Annotated in this window: 14 protein-coding genes; 6 read left to right on the top strand and 8 right to left on the bottom strand. The window is 69.0% G+C overall.

Annotated elements, in window-relative coordinates; translation table 11 throughout:
• Nucleotides 1–43: 43 nt before the first annotated feature.
• The 3 genes from DFR41_RS19840 to ylqF form a co-directional block, all read right to left on the bottom strand.
• A complete protein-coding gene (locus tag DFR41_RS19840; RefSeq protein ID WP_114804018.1) occupies nt 44–985 on the bottom strand; it encodes a M14 family metallopeptidase in 942 nt (313 codons plus the stop codon).
• A gap of 58 nt (nt 986–1,043) precedes the next feature.
• Nucleotides 1,044–2,498, bottom strand: a complete 1,455-nt coding sequence (locus DFR41_RS19835) for a SulP family inorganic anion transporter (protein ID WP_211322633.1) — start codon at nt 2,496–2,498, stop codon at nt 1,044–1,046.
• Between the two features lie 78 nt (nt 2,499–2,576).
• Nucleotides 2,577–3,581: a ribosome biogenesis GTPase YlqF gene (gene ylqF, locus DFR41_RS19830; protein ID WP_114804016.1), complete on the bottom strand. Its 1,005-nt coding sequence runs from the start codon at nt 3,579–3,581 to the stop codon at nt 2,577–2,579.
• A gap of 273 nt (nt 3,582–3,854) precedes the next feature.
• On the opposite strand from ylqF, the gene DFR41_RS19825 reads away from it, so the two are divergent.
• Both DFR41_RS19825 and DFR41_RS19820 read left to right on the top strand, forming a co-directional pair.
• Entirely contained in the window at nt 3,855–4,220 is a 366-nt protein-coding gene (locus DFR41_RS19825; protein WP_114804015.1) for an HPF/RaiA family ribosome-associated protein, read from the top strand.
• The gene (locus tag DFR41_RS19820; protein WP_244917813.1) at nt 4,217–6,484 is read left to right on the top strand and encodes a hypothetical protein; all 2,268 of its coding nucleotides are present in this window, start codon (nt 4,217–4,219) and stop codon (nt 6,482–6,484) included. The genes DFR41_RS19825 and DFR41_RS19820 overlap by 4 nt, the downstream gene beginning before the upstream one ends.
• Here the strand turns inward: DFR41_RS19820 and DFR41_RS19815 are convergent.
• The 5 genes from DFR41_RS19815 to acs all read right to left on the bottom strand — a co-directional run bounded on the left by DFR41_RS19815 (nt 6,456) and on the right by acs (nt 12,831).
• On the bottom strand, nt 6,456–7,373 hold the full coding sequence (locus DFR41_RS19815; RefSeq protein WP_114804013.1) for an SDR family NAD(P)-dependent oxidoreductase: 918 nt from the start codon (nt 7,371–7,373) through the stop codon (nt 6,456–6,458). The genes DFR41_RS19820 and DFR41_RS19815 overlap by 29 nt on opposite strands.
• Before the next feature lie 118 nt (nt 7,374–7,491).
• Nucleotides 7,492–8,046 carry a LapA family protein gene (locus DFR41_RS19810; RefSeq protein ID WP_234193958.1) on the bottom strand — a complete coding sequence of 185 codons (555 nt, stop codon included), beginning with the start codon at nt 8,044–8,046 and terminating at the stop codon, nt 7,492–7,494.
• Between the two features lie 136 nt (nt 8,047–8,182).
• Entirely contained in the window at nt 8,183–9,610 is a 1,428-nt protein-coding gene (locus tag DFR41_RS19805) for a mannose-1-phosphate guanylyltransferase/mannose-6-phosphate isomerase (RefSeq protein WP_114804012.1), read from the bottom strand.
• A gap of 30 nt (nt 9,611–9,640) precedes the next feature.
• Nucleotides 9,641–10,645, bottom strand: coding sequence for a UDP-glucose 4-epimerase GalE (gene galE, locus DFR41_RS19800; protein WP_114804011.1), 1,005 nt, complete (start codon nt 10,643–10,645; stop codon nt 9,641–9,643).
• A 185-nt stretch (nt 10,646–10,830) separates the two neighbouring features.
• Nucleotides 10,831–12,831: an acetate--CoA ligase gene (acs, locus tag DFR41_RS19795; protein ID WP_114804010.1), complete on the bottom strand. Its 2,001-nt coding sequence runs from the start codon at nt 12,829–12,831 to the stop codon at nt 10,831–10,833.
• 226 nt (nt 12,832–13,057) lie between these two features.
• Between acs and DFR41_RS19790 the strand changes: the two genes are divergently transcribed.
• The 4 genes from DFR41_RS19790 to DFR41_RS27770 all read left to right on the top strand — a co-directional run bounded on the left by DFR41_RS19790 (nt 13,058) and on the right by DFR41_RS27770 (nt 16,032).
• On the top strand, nt 13,058–13,303 hold the full coding sequence (locus DFR41_RS19790; RefSeq protein WP_043118201.1) for an AbrB/MazE/SpoVT family DNA-binding domain-containing protein: 246 nt from the start codon (nt 13,058–13,060) through the stop codon (nt 13,301–13,303).
• The gene (locus DFR41_RS19785) at nt 13,300–13,716 is read left to right on the top strand and encodes a type II toxin-antitoxin system VapC family toxin (RefSeq protein WP_114804009.1); all 417 of its coding nucleotides are present in this window, start codon (nt 13,300–13,302) and stop codon (nt 13,714–13,716) included. Before DFR41_RS19790 ends, DFR41_RS19785 begins: the two co-directional genes overlap by 4 nt.
• 63 nt (nt 13,717–13,779) lie before the next feature.
• Nucleotides 13,780–14,418: a TIGR00645 family protein gene (locus tag DFR41_RS19780; protein WP_017758740.1), complete on the top strand. Its 639-nt coding sequence runs from the start codon at nt 13,780–13,782 to the stop codon at nt 14,416–14,418.
• Nucleotides 14,419–14,631: 213 nt separating this feature from the next.
• The gene (locus DFR41_RS27770) at nt 14,632–16,032 is read left to right on the top strand and encodes a hypothetical protein (protein ID WP_170159430.1); all 1,401 of its coding nucleotides are present in this window, start codon (nt 14,632–14,634) and stop codon (nt 16,030–16,032) included.
• Nucleotides 16,033–16,066: the final 34 nt, after the last annotated feature.

Raw genomic sequence — 16,066 nt, 5'->3', positions numbered from 1 at the left:
TGGCTTCGACAGGCTCAGCCCGAACGGGCAAGGTTGAACGTGCTCAGCCCAGCGGCCGCGTCAGGTAGACGGCCTCGCGGCCGACGATGGCGTCGCGCGTCGGCATGAAGACGGTGCAGCCGTCGCACGGCGAGACGATGCGCCGCTCGCCGTCGGTGGCGATCGGCTCGTCCTTGGCGAAGGTCTCGAAGCCGACCAGCGGCCGCTCGAAGCGGAATTCCTTGGTGTGCACCATGTGCGTCTGCAGCAGCTCGAAGCGGCGCTGCGGCGCCGGCGGCTGGCGCCCCTCGCGCGGCGAGATCAGGCCGAAATGGGCGATGAAGTCGTGCGCCACCTTCGTGGCCAGGTCCGCCGCGGACTGCGCGAAGTGCTGGCCGCACTCCACCACCAGCGCCGTCTGCGGACCGTCGCCGTCCACGCCATGCCGGCCGTACTGGATCAGCGGCGTGCCCGAGCCCAGCCCCTGCGGCATCACCAGGTGCACGGGCGGCAGGCCCAGCGCCACGGCCACGGCCGCATTGCGCGCATAGGCCGGGTAGACCCAGAAGGGCTGCACGTCCTGGCTGGTGGAGTGGATGTCCAGCACATGGTCGGCCGCGTCCACCACGGCGCGCAGCTCGCGGGCGCGGCGCAGCTCGGGGCTGTCCTCGCTGCCGTCGAGCATCTCGGCCGACCAGATGCGGTTCATGTTGTGCACCAGCTGGCGGCTGTCGAAGGGCCGCTCGATGTCGAAGCTCTCGTAGGCCGCGACGTTGGAAAAGCTGATGGTCAGCGTGCCCTTGACGGGCCGCACGCCGCTGTCGAGCAGATGCGTGGCCGCCACCATGCCGCAGATCTCGTTGCCGTGGGTCAGCGCATTGACCAGCACGTGCGGCCCGGGCTGGCCCGAGTCGAAGCGGTGCACATAGTCGATGCCGGTGTTGCCACGGCGGTAAGCGGACAGGTCGCGGGGCAGGACCTCGAAGGTGGGAAGTGGGGCGGTCATCGGACCATTGTGGGCGAGCCGGCCGAAGCCTGCTCGGCGCCGCGGGGCCCGCGGCCGCTCACTCGATGGCCAGGTCCAGCCGCGAGACCAGCGCACGGGTCTGCGCGTTCATGCCCACCACCTCCACGGCGCTGCCATGCTTGCGCAGGCGCTGGCAGACCTTGTCCAGCGCATTGACGGCGGTGATGTCCCAGAAATGCGTGCCGGTGAGGTCGATGCGCACCGGCCGGCCCTCGATGTCGCGGATGTCGAAGGCCTCCACCAGCATGTCGGCCGAGGCGAAGAAGACCTGGCCCGAGACGCGGTAGACCAGCGCCCCTCCCTCCTCCGCCGGCTGGACGGCGATCAGCCGCGCCACCTTGAAGGTGAAGAACACGCCGCTCAGCAGCACACCCACCGCCACGCCTGCCGCCAGGTTGTCGGTGAGCACCGTGACCACCACCGTCGCCAGCATCACCACGCTGGAAAGCTTGGGATGCCGCCACAGCGCCCGCGCCGAGCCCCAGTCGAAGGTCGAGGCCGACACCATGACCATCACGGCCACCAGCGCCGCCACCGGCACCTTCGACACCCAGGGTTTGAGCAGCACCATCAGCACGAGCAGGAAGGCGCCCGCGAACAGCGTGGACAGCCGGCCGCGCCCGCCATAGCGCACGTTGCTGACGGTCTGGCCGATCATTCCGCAGCCGGCGATGCCGCCGAAGAAGCTGGCCGCGACGTTCGCCAGGCCCAGGCCGGTGGCCTCGCGGTTCTTGGCGCTTGGCGTGTCGGTCAGTTCGTCCACCACGCTGGCGGTCATCAGCGACTCCAGCAGGCCCACCATGGCGATGGCAAGGGCCGGCAGCGCGATCAGCTGCAGCGTCTGCCAGGTCAGCGGTACCTGGGGCACGCCGAAGCTGGGCAGGCCGTCGGGCAGCAGGCCCAGGTCGGCCACCGTCTTGAGCGGCAGGTTCAGCCACTGCGCCGCCAGCGTGAGCACCACGATGCTCACCAGCGGCGAGGGCACCACCGTCGTGAGCCGCGGCAGGCCATAGATGATGACCAGGCCCGCGCCCACCGCGGCCCAGGTCGCCAGGTTGGCGCCCACGAGGTGCGGCATCTGCGCCGAGAAGATCAGGATCGCCAGCGCATTGACGAAGCCGGTGCGCACCGAGCCCGACACGTAGCGCATCAGCGTGCCCAGCCGCAGCCAGCCGAAGAGCATCTGCACCAGCCCCGCCAGCACGCCGGCCGCGAACAGGTACTGCACGCCGTGCGAATGCACCAGCGGCGCCGCCACCAGCGCCACCGAGCCGGCCGCCGCCGACACCATGGCCGGCCGCCCGCCCGCGAAGGCAATCACGATGCTGATGACGAAGGAGGCGAACAGGCCCACGGCCGGGTCCACGCCCGCCACGAAGGAGAAGGCGATGACCTCCGGGATCAGCGCGAAGGTGGCCACTGCGCCGGCCATGAGCTCGCGCGGAATGCTGGGCGCCCATTCGGCGCGGAAGGGATGGGGGTGGCGGGACATGGGAATCGGAGCAGAGAAAAGCGGAAAGCCCATCGCGCCGAGCGGACGAGGCGGGCGGAGATGAAAGGCAGAAGGCGCTCAGCCCTCTTCGTCCACGGGACCGCCCCAGTTCTCGTCCTGCTCGATGGCGTCCGCATCACGGCCTCGGCCCCGGGCGCGCAGGGCCGCGGCGCGCTGGCGCTTGAGTTCGGCCTCGGCCTTGCGCCCCGCCGCCAGCCAGCCCAGGAACTGGTTGACCGTCTCCAGCGTGATGCGGCCGATCACGCCACCGCGCAGGTCGGTGAGCACCGCCTCGGCCGCCTTCTGCATGTCGATGCGGCCGCCGCCCAGCAGCGCACCACGCTTGCGGCCGATGGCGCCCAGGATGTCCTCGTCGGGCTGGGTGCACAGCGCCAGCTGGGCGTTGTCGGCCGGCAGCTTGTAGCGGGCCCGCAGCGGCTCGGTGTACTGGGCCTTGAGGTAGGCCAGCACGTCCAGCGCCACCGATTCGTCGTCGTAGGCATTGCGGCCCACGGCGCCGGTGGCGGCCAGGCGCACGCCGCTCTCGGGCACGATGATCTTGGGCCACAGCATGCCGGGCGTGTCGTACAGGTAGAAATCGTCGGCCAGCAGGATGCGCTGCTCCTGCTTGGTCACGCCGGCCTCGTCCGCGGCCTTGGCCTGGCGCTTGAGGCTCAGGGTGTTGATCAGCGTGGACTTGCCCACGTTGGGCACGCCGCAGATCAGCACCCGCATCGGCTTGGCCAGCCCGCCGCGCTTGGGCGACAGGCGATGGCAGGCCTCGATGATGGCCGCGCGCTGGGCCGGCGGCGTCTGGCTCGCGTCCAGCGCGATGGCGCCGGTGGCCTCCTGCGCCTGGTAGTGGGCCAGCCATTCGGCGGTGCGGGCCGGGTCGGCCAGGTCCTGCTTGTTGAGGATCTTCAGGCGCGGCTTCTTGGCCGTGATGGCCGCCAGCGCCGGGTTGGCGCTGGAGCCGGGCAGGCGCGCGTCCAGCAGCTCGATCACGACGTCGGTGGTCTTCATCCGCTCGGTGATGGCCTTGCGGGTGGCATGCATGTGGCCGGGAAACCATTGGATCGTCATGGCAGCAGTCGGGGCGAGGGAGACAGGGGAAGGAAAGCGCGCGGCAAGGGCGCGTCGGCCCGCCGCGGGGCGGGGCCGTGTGGCATGGCGCGGCAGCGCACCACGGCGGCGAAGGGGCCGGATTGTCGCCGCTCGCCGCCGGCCTCGCCTGCAAGCACGCATTGGCCTTGGCCTACGCCGGCCCGCCCGGGGCTGGGGCACAGTGCAAGCTCGTCCCCATGGCCGGTATGGCATCCCTGCCGACCGGCCCTCACCGACAAAGGAGCCCATTTCATGCAGATCCAGGTCAACACCGGCAACGGCATCGAGAACAAGGAGTCGCTGGAGCGCTGGGCCGACGCCGAACTGCGTCAGCAACTGCACCGCTTTGCCGAGGAAGTCACCCGCGTCGAGGTGCACCTGAGCGACGAGAACGCCGCCCGCGGCGGCCAGGCCGACAAGCGCTGCACCATGGAAGCCCGGCTCGCAGGCCATGCCCCCATCGCCACCTCGCAGGACGCGCCCACGCAGGACGAGGCCTTCCGCGGCGCCCTGGACAAGCTCAAGCGCGCGCTGGACACCGCCATCGGCAAGCGCACCGACCACCGCGACCGCACCACCATCCGCACGGCCGGCATCGACGCCGGCCTGGGCGATTGAGCGCTGATGCGCCGGACGTGGCGGCCCCCGGGCGCCATGTCTGGGAATTCGCCCGCACCGGCGGCGTCGACCAGGTCCTGATCCGCCGGGGCGAGGACATCGCCCACATCGGCGAGCTGGACCGCAAACTGTGGGTCGCCCTGGCCTGCCCGGTGCAGGGCCTGGAATTCGACAGCCGCACGCTCGCCCTCATCGACACCAACGACGACGGCCGCATCCGGCCGCCCGAGCTGATCGCCGCGTGCGAGTGGGCCTGCCGCGAGTTGCGCGATGCCCAGTTGCTCATCGCTGGCGGCGACACCCTTTCCCCCCACGACATTGCCGACAGCAGCGCGCTGCAGGCCGAAGCGAAGAGGATCCTGCGCATCGTCGGGAAGGACGAAGCTGCTGCGCTCACGCTCGAAGACGTGACCGGCCGCAGCGAACTGCTGGCCTCACTGCGCTTCAACGGCGACGGCGTCATCACGCCGGCGACGGCCGAGGACGACGCGATCCGCGCCGTCATCGAACAGATCATCAGGACGCAAGGCAGCGTTGCCGACCGCAGCGGCGCCATGGGCATCCAGCGCACCCAGGCCGAAGCCTTCTTCAAGCAGGCGCACGCCCTGGCAGACTGGCAGGCCAAGGCGGTGAGTGACGATGCCACCATGCCGCTCGGCGAGGCCACGCTGGCAGCGGCGGCCGCCTTCGATGCGGTCGAGGCCAAGGTCGACGACTTCTTCGCCCGGTGCAGCGTGGCGGCCTTCGACCCGCAGGCCGTGCCCGCCCTCAACCCGGCGGCCGCGGCCTACGACGCGCTGGCGGGCAGCGCCATCGACACCCATTCCCCTGCGCTCATTGCCCTGCCCCTGGCGCCGGTGGCGCCCGGCCGCACCCTGCCCATGGCCGGGCGCGTCAACCCGGCCTGGGCCGAGGCCCTGACCAAGTTGCGCGAGCGCGCCGTCGCGCCGCTGCTGGGCGAGGCCCTCGAAGCCATCGACGAGGGTCAGTGGGCGTTGCTGCGCGAACGGCTGGCGCCCTGCCGCCGCTGGCTGGCGAGCCGCCCGTCCACCCAGCTGGGCAGCGCCGCCGACACCCCGCCCGAGAAACTGGAAACCTGGCTTGCGGCCGAAGAAGCCGTGCTGGCCCTGCTCACCCAGGACGAGGCCGAAGAGGCCCACAACAAGCGCCTCGTCGATCTGGAACGGCTGCTGCGCTTCAAGCGCGACCTGTACCGGCTGCTGCGCAACTTCGTCTCGTTCGAGGACTTCTACGCGCGGCGGGGTGCCATCTTCCAGGCCGGTCGCCTGTACCTGGACGGCCGTAGCTGCGACCTGGTGGTGCGGGTCGCCGACGCCAAGAAGCACGCCATGCTGGCCGGCCTGGCCAAGACCTGCCTGGCCTACTGCGAATGCACCCGCGGCAAGGACAAGCAGACCATCGTGGCCGCCTTCACCGCGGGCGACACCGACTTCCTCTTCGTCGGACGCAACGGCGTGTTCTACGACCGCGAAGGCAAGGACTGGGACGCCACCATCACCCAGCTGATCGACAACCCGACGAGCGTGGCGCAGGCCTTCGTGGCGCCCTACAAGAAGTTCATCCGACTGGTCGAGGAGCAGGTGGCAAAGCGCGCCGCTGCCAGCGAGGCCACGGCTCAGGCCAGCCTGAGCAGCGTGGCGACCACCGTGGCCACGGCCGACAAGGCCGTGCCGCCGGCCACCGCCGGCCAGCCTGCGGCGCTGCCCAAGCTGCCCGGCCGCATCGACGTGGGCACCGTGGCCGCGCTGGGCGTGGCCATGGGCAGCATCAGCGCGGTGCTGGTGGCGATGTTCACCAAGTTCGTCGACCTGGGGCCGTGGATTCCCATCGCGCTGGTCGGCGTGGTGGTGGCCATCTCGGGGCCGAGCATGCTGATCGCCTGGATCAAGCTGCGCCAGCGCAGCCTGGGCCCGATCCTGGATGCGAGCGGCTGGGCCATCAACGGCCGCATGAAGGTGAGCGTGCGGCTCGGCGGCTCGTTGTCGCGGATGGCCAAACTGCCCCATGGGGCCAAGCGCGTGCTGCAGGATCCCTATGCCGACCGCAGCAGCGGCTGGCTGGTGGGACTGGGTGTGCTGGTGGTTGCCGCCGCTCTCTTGGTGTGGGGCTGGCGCACGGGCTGGTTCGACCGCCACCTGCCCGAGACGATGAGGCCCACCGGCACCGTACCGGCGGCGGCGCCGGGGCTCCGCGCCCCGGTGGGCGCGCCCGCACTCAGCGGCGTGCGGCCATCGCCTGGCTGACCTCGTTGGTGCCCTGGGCGGAGCCGCTCTGCGGCACCTGCTCGCCGTTGCGGTCGGTCACCTCGGCCAGGCGCGCCGCCAGTTGCTCGGGCACCGTGTCGCCCAGGCCCAGGTGCACGCCCTGCGTCAGCGTGATGTGCGCGGCCTCGAAGGTGCCGGCGCCGGCGCACAGCACCGTGCGCGTGGGCGCCGACTCGTGCGCCAGCACCAGCATGGCCGGCACCACGGCCTCGGGCTTGAGGGCGTCCAGCACCTCCTGCGGCATCAGGCCCTCGGTCATGCGCGTGGCGGCCGTGGGCGCCAGGCAGTTGACGTGGATGTTGTTCTTCGCGCCTTCCAGGCTCAGCGTCTGCATCAGGCCCACCAGCGCCATCTTGGCGGCGCCGTAGTTGCTCTGGCCGAAGTTGCCGTACAGGCCCGAGGAGGAGCTGGTCATGACGATGCGGCCGTACTTCTGCGCATTCATGATCTGCCACACGGCCTTGGTGCAGTGCACGGCGCCCATCAGGTGCACGTCCACCACCAGGCGGAAGTCGTCCAACTCCATCTTGCTGAAGCTCTTGTCGCGCAGGATGCCGGCGTTGTTGACCAGCACGTCGACACGGCCCCAGGCGTCCACCGCCTGCTGCACCATCGCCTGCACGGCGGCGAAGTCGGTCACCGAAGCGCCATTGGCCAGCGCCTCGCCGCCCATGTCGCGGATCTCCTGCGCAACGCGCTCCGCGGCCGTGGCCGAGCCGCCCTGCCCGTCCACCGCGCCGCCCAGGTCGTTGATCAGCACCTTGGCGCCGCGACGCGCCAGGGCCAGCGCATGCTGGCGGCCCAGGCCGCCGCCGGCGCCGGTCACGATGGCCACGCGGCCGTTGAAGTCGAGGGAGGGGGTGGTCATTGCGGGCGTCCTTTCGGGGCTGTCTCGTCGGATATGCGAAACGAGCACTGTACCGGCCCCTCCGGTCCGCCCCTGTCTCCGAGGCGGTGGCCGCGGTCCGCAGCCACCCTGTGCGCGCTCAGGGACGCGGGTCGAAGGCCACCGGCGCCGGCGCGGCGCTGAGCGGCGTCACGGCCACGGGCGTCGATGCGGTCGCGGCAGCGGCCCGCCGATCCAGCCGGTCTTCCAGCTGGCCGATGTGCGCAGCCAGCGTGTTGTCCGCCTGCTCCGCACGTTGGCGCAGGGCGGTTTCGAGCTGTTCGATGCGGGCCAGCAGGGCAGCATGGCGCTCGCCATTGCGGGCCATGTGGGCGTTTTCCTGCGTTTCGAGGAAGGTGCGCAGCTCGGTGAAGCGGCTGGCCTCGGCCTTGTCGGCCAGCTCGCGCTGGGCCTGCAGTTCCTTGGTGTGCCGACGGGCGTCCAGCAGCACCGTGCCCTGTAGCCACAGCACATAGGCCAGGAAGAAGGCGGCCAGCAGCACGGTCAGGCCCAGCATGACCAGACCCAGCGGCGCCGTGACCGTAGTGACACCCAGCGACATGGCGGTGGGCGCCGACAGCGTGCCCCAGTTCAGCGCGGCAAGGGCCGCGATGACGATGGCGATGACGAACAGGACGATGGAGCGCACACCCATGGGGCTTCCTCTCTTTTTCGATGTGGAAAGCCCCGGGTTGTACATCGGCCGGGCCGCGCGGCCGTGTCGGCCACGGGCGCCGCCCGGTGTGGGCCGGCCGCGCACCAGACAGCCGCGGCCGGCGAAGGCGCGACGCTCAGCCCACGCGGCCGTAGCGGTCGGAGAAGCGGACGATGTCGTCCTCGCCCAGGTAGGCCCCCGACTGCACTTCGATCAGCTCCAGCGGGATCTTGCCGGGGTTCTCCAGCGCGTGGATCACGCCCAGCGGGATGTAGGTGGACTGGTTTTCGGAGAGCAGGATCTCCTTGTCGCCGATCTGCACCTTGGCCGTGCCCGACACCACGATCCAGTGCTCGGCGCGGTGGTGGTGCATCTGCACCGACAGCTTCTCGCCGGGCTTCACCGTGATGCACTTGACCTGGTAGCGGTCGCCATGGTCGATGGAGTCGTAGGCGCCCCAGGGCCGGTAGACCTTGCGGTGGGCCGAGGCCTCGGAGCGGCCGTCGGCCTTGAGCTTCTCGACGATCTTCTTGACGTCCTGCACTCTGGACTTGCTGGCCACCAGCACGGCGTCGGCCGTCTCGACGACCACCACGTCCTGGATGCCCAGTACAGACACCAGGCGGTGCTCGGCATGCACATGGCTGTTGCGCACCTCGTGGGCCACCACGTCGCCGCGGAAGGCGTTGCCCTGGGCGTCCTTGGCGCTGACTTCCCACACGGCGTTCCAGGCACCCACGTCGCTCCAGCCAGCGCGCAGCGGCACGACCACGGCCTTGTCGGTCCGCTCCATCACGGCGTAGTCGATGGAGTCCTCGGGCGAGGTGGCGAAGGCCTCGGCGTCCAGGCGCACGAAGTCCAGGTCCTTCTTGCCCTTCTCGACCGCCTCGCGCGCGGCGCGGGCGATGGCGGGCGCAAAGCGCTCCAGCTCCTGCAGGTAGGCCGAAGCCTTGAACAGGAACATGCCGCTGTTCCACAGGTGCCGGCCACCCTCCAGGTAGCCCTGGGCGGTCTGCAGGTCGGGCTTCTCGACGAAGGCCTGCACGGCCATGGGCGCCACCGGCGCCGCGGCATCGATGCGGTTGGCAACGCTGATGTAGCCGTAGCCCGTCTCGGGCGCCGTCGGCACGATGCCGAAGGTGACCAGCTTGCCCGCTTCGGCCGCGGACAGGCCGGCGCGCACGGTCTCGTGGAAGGCGGCGGTGTCGGGAATGGCATGGTCGGCGGCCAGCACCAGCAGCACCGGGTCCTGGCCATCGGCCATCGCGGTCACGGCGGCGGCAGCAATGGCCGGCGCCGTATTGCGCGCCACCGGCTCCAGCACGATGGCATGGGCGCTCAGGCCCTTCTCGCGCAGCTGCTCGGCCACGATGAAGCGGTGGCCTTCATTGCACACCACCAGCGGCCGCACCGGCGCGTTGCCGTTCAGGCCCGCCAGGCGCGCCGCGGTGAGCTGGAACAGCGTCTGCTCTTCGGTGAGACCCAGGAACTGCTTGGGGTAGCCCGCGCGCGACAGCGGCCAGAGTCGCGTGCCGGAGCCGCCGGAGAGGATGACTGGAATCATGGTGGCAGAGGAGTAGGCAATCAAAAAGGATCAAGCGGCGGCCGCGCGGCCACTCTGCCAGCGCCAGGCGTCGGCGCACATGCTGTCGAGGTCGCGGCGGGTCTGCCAACCGAGCAATTCTCGTGCGAGCGCCGGGTCGGCCCAGTATTCGGCCACGTCGCCCGCGCGGCGCGGCGCCACCTTGTACGGAATGGGCTTGCCACAGGCCCGCTCGAAGGCCTTGACCAGGTCCAGCACGGAAGCCGGCCGGCCGGTGCCCAGATTCACGGTCAGCAGGCCAGCCTGGCGGTCAAGGTGGTCGAGCGCGGCGACATGGCCTTCGGCCAGGTCCATCACGTGGATGTAGTCGCGCACGCCGGTGCCATCGGGCGTGGGGTAGTCGTTGCCGAACACGCTCAGCTCGGCGCGCTGGCCCACGGCCACCTGGGCCACATAGGGCATCAGGTTGTTGGGAATGCCCTGCGGGTCTTCGCCAATGAGGCCGCTCTCGTGGGCGCCCACCGGGTTGAAGTAGCGCAGGCGCGCCACCCGCCAGTCGGGCTCGGCCGCGCACAGGTCGGCCAGCATCTGCTCCATCATGGCCTTGGTGTGGCCATAGACGTTGGCCGGACGGAAGGGAAAGTCCTCGCGCACGGGCACGGTGTCGGGGTCGCCGTACACGGTGGCCGAGGACGAGAACACCATCTGCCGCACGCCGGAGGCCTGCATGGCCCGCAGCAGCGTCACGGTGCCCGCGACGTTGTTGTCGTAGTAGCGCAACGGCTGCGCCATGGACTCGCCCACCGCCTTGAGCGCCGCGAAATGGATGACGGCCGTGATGCCGTGCTCCGCCAGCACCCGCCGCACCAGCGCCTCGTCGCGCACGTCGCCCTCCACGAAGGGCACCTCGCGGCCGATGATCTGGCCCACGCGCGTGAGCACATCAGGCCGGCTGTTGTCGAAGTTGTCGAGGACGACGAAGGCACGGTTCGCCGCCGCCAGCGCGACGCAGGTGTGGGAGCCGATGAAGCCGGCGCCTCCGGTGACGAGGATCATGGGTCGGGGCTTTGTGAAAAATCGCTACCGAAAGGCAACGCGATGGCGCCCGATCTTAAACAGCTCCTGACCAGCGGACGCGCAATACGCATCTACCCGCACTTTGGTTGTAAGCACGGTGACAAATCTTTGCAGCCGCCGTGTTGCAGCGGCGGGGGCGCGGCGCCCGCCCGCGCCGGCCGCGCTCAGTTGGTCTGCGCGAGCTGCTCCAGGATCGCCGGGTTCTCCAGCGTCGAGGTGTCCTGCGTGATCGCCTCGCCCTTGGCGATGCTGCGCAGCAGGCGGCGCATGATCTTGCCGCTGCGGGTCTTGGGCAGGTTGTCGCCGAAGCGGATGTCCTTGGGCTTGGCGATGGGGCCGATTTCCTTCGCGACCCAGTTGCGCAGCTCGTTGGCGATCTGCTTGGCCTCTTCGCCGGTAGGGCGGCCGCGTTTGAGCACGACGAAGGCGCAGACTGCCTCGCCCGTCACATCGTCAGGGCGGCCCACCACGGCGGCCTCGGCCACCAGGTCGGTCTTGGCGACCAGGGCCGATTCGATCTCCATGGTGCCCAGACGGTGGCCCGACACATTCAGCACGTCGTCGATGCGGCCCGTGATGCGGAAGTAGCCGCGGTCCTCGCTGCGCACCGCGCCGTCGCCGGCCAGGTAGATGGTGCCGCCCATCTCCTCGGGGAAGTAGCTCTTCTTGAAGCGCTCGGGGTCGTTCCAGATGGTGCGGATCATCGAGGGCCAGGGCCGCTTGATGACCAGCATGCCGCCGGCGCCATTGGGCAGGTCCTTTCCCGTCTCGTCCACGATGGCGGCCATGATGCCCGGCAGCGGCAGCGTGCAGGAGCCCGGCACCAGCGGCGTGGCGCCCGGCAGCGGCGTGATCACGTGGCCGCCGGTCTCGGTCTGCCAGAAGGTGTCGACGATGGGGCAGCGCTCGTGGCCGATGTTCCGGTGGTACCACATCCAGGCCTCGGGGTTGATGGGCTCGCCCACCGAACCCAGGATGCGCAGCGACGACAGATCCCAATTCTTGGGATGCACCTTCTCGTCCGACTCGGCCGCCTTGATTAGCGATCGGATGGCCGTGGGCGCCGTGTAGAAGATGCTGACCTTGTGCTTCTCGATCATCTGCCAGAAGCGGCCAGCGTTCGGGTACGTGGGAATGCCTTCGAACACCACCTGCGTCGCGCCCGCCGCCAGCGGGCCGTAGGCCACGTAGGTGTGGCCGGTGATCCAGCCGATGTCGGCCGTGCACCAGAACACGTCTTCGGGCCGGATGTCGAAGGTCCATTCCATCGTCATCTTGGCCCACAGCAGATAGCCGCCGGTGGCGTGCTGCACGCCCTTGGGCTTGCCGGTGGAGCCGGAGGTGTAGAGGATGAAGAGCGGATGCTCCGCGCCCACCGCCACCGGCGGGCAGTCGTCGCCCTGCCCTTGCAGCGCCTCGGCAAAGGTCTTGTCGCGGCCTTCGACCTTGTTCCAGGCCGAGGGCGTACGCTCGTACACCAGCACCGTCTTGAGCGTGGTGCAGCCGCCCAGGGCGATGCCGTCGTCCACGATGGCCTTGAGCGGCAGCTCCTTGCCGCCGCGCAGCTGGTAGTTGGCCGTGATCACCGCCACGGCACCAGCGTCGATGATCCGCTCGTTGAGCGCCTTGGCCGAGAAGCCGCCGAACACCACGCTGTGCGTCGCGCCGATGCGGGCGCACGCCTGCATGGCGACCACGCCTTCCACGCCCATGGGCATGTAGACGATCACGCGGTCGCCCTTGCCGATGCCCTGCGCCTTGAGCGCGTTGGCGAAGCGGCTCACGCGCGAAAGCAGCTCCTTGTAGGTGACGTGGGTGACCGTGCCGTCGTCGGCCTCGAAGACGATGGCCGTCTTGTTCTCGACCGGTGTGCCGATGTGGCGGTCGAGGCAGTTGGCGCTGGCGTTGAGCTCGCCGTCGTCGAACCACTTGTAAAAAGGGGCATTCGACTCGTCGAGCGTGCGGCTGAAGGGCTTGGTCCAGTTCAGGTGCTCGCGGGCGTGGCGGGCCCAGAAGCCGTCGAAGTCCTTGGCCGCCTCGTCGCACAGCGCCTGGTAGGCCGCCATGCCCGACACGCGGGCGCCCTGCTGCGCCTGGGCGCTCGGCTCGAAGACGCGGTTTTCGACGAGCACGGACTGGATGGTGGAAGCCGAGCTGCTGCTCATGGTCTTGTCTCCTGGGGGCTGAATGGGCCCGATCTTGATGGCGGAAAGGTGAACGCGGTGTACTGTCCCGCGGGCGTCTTACGAGGCTCTGACGCAGGGTCGGGCGGCCGGACGAGCCCGCGCATGCTAATCAACCTGCCATGCGCCCCACCAACCCATGGTGCATGGCAAAGCCACCGCAATCCAGTGAAAATGCCAGGCCCCGCCGCAGATTGCCCCATTTGCCATGCAAGCCACCTCTAACATTCACCATGGCAGAGCCGTCATTCCCGCCGCCTTGCGCGAGCAACTCGGCCTGCACGACGGCGACCAGTTGATCTGGCAGGTGCGCGATGGCGAACTGGTCGCCACCACCCGCCGCGCCCAGTTGCATCGCGCGCAGCAACGCTTTCAGCAAACCGTGGCCAAGGATTCCCCGTCGCTGTCCGAAGAACTCGCGGCCGACCGCCGTCGCGCCGCCGACACCGAATGAGCACGCCATCGCCCATCGTGCTGGACGCCTCGGCGATCCTGGCCTTTCTGCAGGAAGAGCCGGGCCATCTCGAAGTGGAAGAGGCCCTGCACGACCGCCCCTGCCTGGTCACCGCCGCCAACCAGTGCGAAGTCGTGGCCAAGCTGCTCGACCGCCAGATGCCGACGGAGGCCATCGATGCCGTGGTGGCCGACCTGGGCTATCAGGTGGTGGACGTCACCGCCGAAGATGGCGCGCGCGCCGGTCACTGGCGCAGCCTGACCCGCGCGCACGGCCTCAGCCTCGGAGACCGCCTGTGCCTGGCCGTGGCCGCCAGACTGCAGGCGCCCGTGCTCACGGCGGACCGGCCCTGGCTTGCGCTGGCTGACACATTGAACGTGCAGATTCGCTGTCTGCGCCCCGGCTCGCACTAGCTCCGTCCCGCGGCTTGCACCCGCACCCCTTACCCCTTTCCTTTTCCCCTCCGTCCGATCTCCATGGCCGACCTGAACGACCCGACTCCGCCCGCGCCCGTCAAGCGCACCTCTCCCCTGCGCCCCCTGCCCAACCTGATCTTCGCCAGCCGCTGGCTGCAGCTGCCCCTGTACCTGGGCCTGATCGTTGCGCAGGCGGTGTACGTGGTGCACTTCCTGGTCGAGCTGCTGCACCTGGTCGAGGCCGCCTTCGGCAACCAGAACGCGCTGCAGGCCCTGATCAACAGCATCGGCTACAAGACCACCGCGCCCATCACCACCTTGAACGAGACGGTGATCATGCTGGTGGTGCTGGCGCTGATCGACGTGGTGATGATCAGCAACCTGCTCATCATGGTGATCGTGGGCGGCTACGAGACCTTCGTCAGCCGCATGAACCTGGAAGGCCACCGCGACCAGCCCGAGTGGCTCAGCCACGTCAATGCCTCGGTGCTCAAGGTCAAGCTGGCCATGTCGATCATCGGCATCAGCTCGATCCACCTGCTCAAGACCTTCATCAACGCCGACAACTACACCGAGAAGGTGCTGATCGCGCAGACGGTGATCCACGTCGCCTTCCTGTTCTCGGCCATGGCGATTGCCTATACCGACAAGCTGATGAGCAGCACGGCGTCGCATGGGAAGAAGAACGGCGGGCACTGAGCGTCGTAGCAACAGCCCTCCGCTCCCCCAAGCCCGCCTCAGCGAAAGCCAGGCGGGCTTTTCTTTGTGCCGGCGGTGCGCATGCTTCACAACCCGCCATCCTAGATCGCCAGCAACTGTGAACTTTTCACCAATTTAGAGGATTCGAGAAAACACGGCACTTCCCAGAATCGCGGCACACACGGCATGCCCGAGGGGCAGGAGGGGAAGTTCATGACAAGCAACCACCGGCGCGCAAACGGCGCCATGGTCATGCTCGCGCTGGCCAGCGGTCTGGTACTCGGTGGCTGCACCAGCGCTCCTGTCGCCAGATGGGAACGGGGCTCGTTGGCCCAGGCAGGCTCCAGCTTTTCAAGTGCGACCGAATACCTCGGCAAGGCGCGAACGCACTACGAGACCACGGTAGCGGAGCAGATGGCGCACGAGCGCAATCTGTCGAACGGGCTTATCGGTACAGGCGCCGTGGTCCTCGCACTGGCAACGGCCAAGGTGCACGCCGACGCGATCCTCGGGGCGTCGTTGCTCGCGGGCACAGGCTATGCCCTCGGAAATCGCAACCTTCCGCGCAACCGCGTCATGATTTACCTGGAGGGAATAAAGGCCTTGGGCTGCGTCGAGCAAGCAGCAGCGCCACTCGCACCCCTCGGGTCAATACCCACCGACGAGCTCAGTCGCGAACTGGGAACACTTGCCGTGCGTCAGTCCCAAGTCGACGACGCTCTGACCAGTGCCCAGAAGCTTCAGCCTCCGGTACCGACAGAGGAGGCAGCACGCCTCAGCCAGTTGCAGCGCAGCGCCGACGAGGCCAAAGCCGCCGGAGTCAAAGTGACAGCGGCAGCGCATGAGCAGCTCGGCGCGTCGGCCAAGGCTGGCCACCTGATGGTGGCGGCGGTTAACGAGGTGGACGAAGCCGTGACGCGTGCTGTCGTCGAAGACACACCGAAGCTTTCCACAGTCCCGAGCGCCATCAGCGGCCTGCGCGATATGACGGCAGCTTTTGCGCCCGGCATCGACCTGAAGATCATGGTGCCCGAGGCGCCGTCTCCCGCACCTGCCGCGACAAGCAGACGCGAGATGGCGCGCCTCCAGGGCCTTATTCAAAATCAAGGTGGGTCGGACAACGCGTTGCTCCGGCAACTTCTCGCGGCATTGGCCGATGCAGAAGAGGATGAGGACACATCGGCAAAAAAGGCTGCTCAGGCCGCCAAGAAGATCGAAGACTCCACCAACGCCCTGATCGCTCAGGCCAAGGTGGTGCAGACGTTGACCATGCGGACCGCAGCATCCATCAAGAACGATGCGTTCAGCGGCTGCGGTGTGGCCGCAGCGGTGCCTAAGCTGACAGCCGCCCCAGCGACGCTCTCCTTCAAGATCAAGACCCCTTCCCGCTCGATCGTCGACATCCAAGGCGGCACGCCGCCCTACTTCGCGGAATGGGACGGTCCGACCTCCACCGCTTTGAGCATCAAGCCGCCCATCCGCTACGACACACGCGTCGAAGTCACGGCCACGCCCGTCAAACCCGAGGCTACGGCGCTCCAGACGCGCCTGCGCATCACCGACAGCGCCCCCACGCCCCGCCCCGTGTACGTCGACGTCAGCCTCACCGACTGACGCCCTTCCCTCTTCGCCTTTTCCCCACGAAGCA

This window comes from Pseudacidovorax intermedius (assembly GCF_003350475.1).
Taxonomy (GTDB): Bacteria; Pseudomonadota; Gammaproteobacteria; order Burkholderiales; family Burkholderiaceae_C; genus Xenophilus; species Xenophilus intermedius.
Note: the sequence above shows the minus strand (reverse complement) of the source record. Positions and strands in the feature narration are given on the sequence as shown.

Excerpts from the sequence above, each read along its gene's own strand:
- DFR41_RS27770 (WP_170159430.1), top strand. The coding sequence starts at position 14,632 with ATGACAAGCAACCACCGGCGCGCAAACGGCGCCATGGTCATGCTCGCG.
- DFR41_RS19785 (WP_114804009.1), top strand. The coding sequence starts at position 13,300 with ATGAGCACGCCATCGCCCATCGTGCTGGACGCCTCGGCGATCCTGGCC.
- DFR41_RS19790 (WP_043118201.1), top strand. The coding sequence starts at position 13,058 with ATGCAAGCCACCTCTAACATTCACCATGGCAGAGCCGTCATTCCCGCC.
- DFR41_RS19805 (WP_114804012.1), bottom strand. The coding sequence starts at position 9,610 with ATGATTCCAGTCATCCTCTCCGGCGGCTCCGGCACGCGACTCTGGCCG.
- DFR41_RS19815 (WP_114804013.1), bottom strand. The coding sequence starts at position 7,373 with ATGACCACCCCCTCCCTCGACTTCAACGGCCGCGTGGCCATCGTGACC.
- galE (WP_114804011.1), bottom strand. The coding sequence starts at position 10,645 with ATGATCCTCGTCACCGGAGGCGCCGGCTTCATCGGCTCCCACACCTGC.
- DFR41_RS19780 (WP_017758740.1), top strand. The coding sequence starts at position 13,780 with ATGGCCGACCTGAACGACCCGACTCCGCCCGCGCCCGTCAAGCGCACC.
- DFR41_RS19840 (WP_114804018.1), bottom strand. The coding sequence starts at position 985 with ATGACCGCCCCACTTCCCACCTTCGAGGTCCTGCCCCGCGACCTGTCC.
- acs (WP_114804010.1), bottom strand. The coding sequence starts at position 12,831 with ATGAGCAGCAGCTCGGCTTCCACCATCCAGTCCGTGCTCGTCGAAAAC.
- DFR41_RS19810 (WP_234193958.1), bottom strand. The coding sequence starts at position 8,046 with ATGGGTGTGCGCTCCATCGTCCTGTTCGTCATCGCCATCGTCATCGCG.
- DFR41_RS19835 (WP_211322633.1), bottom strand. The coding sequence starts at position 2,498 with ATGTCCCGCCACCCCCATCCCTTCCGCGCCGAATGGGCGCCCAGCATT.
- ylqF (WP_114804016.1), bottom strand. The coding sequence starts at position 3,581 with ATGACGATCCAATGGTTTCCCGGCCACATGCATGCCACCCGCAAGGCC.
- DFR41_RS19825 (WP_114804015.1), top strand. The coding sequence starts at position 3,855 with ATGCAGATCCAGGTCAACACCGGCAACGGCATCGAGAACAAGGAGTCG.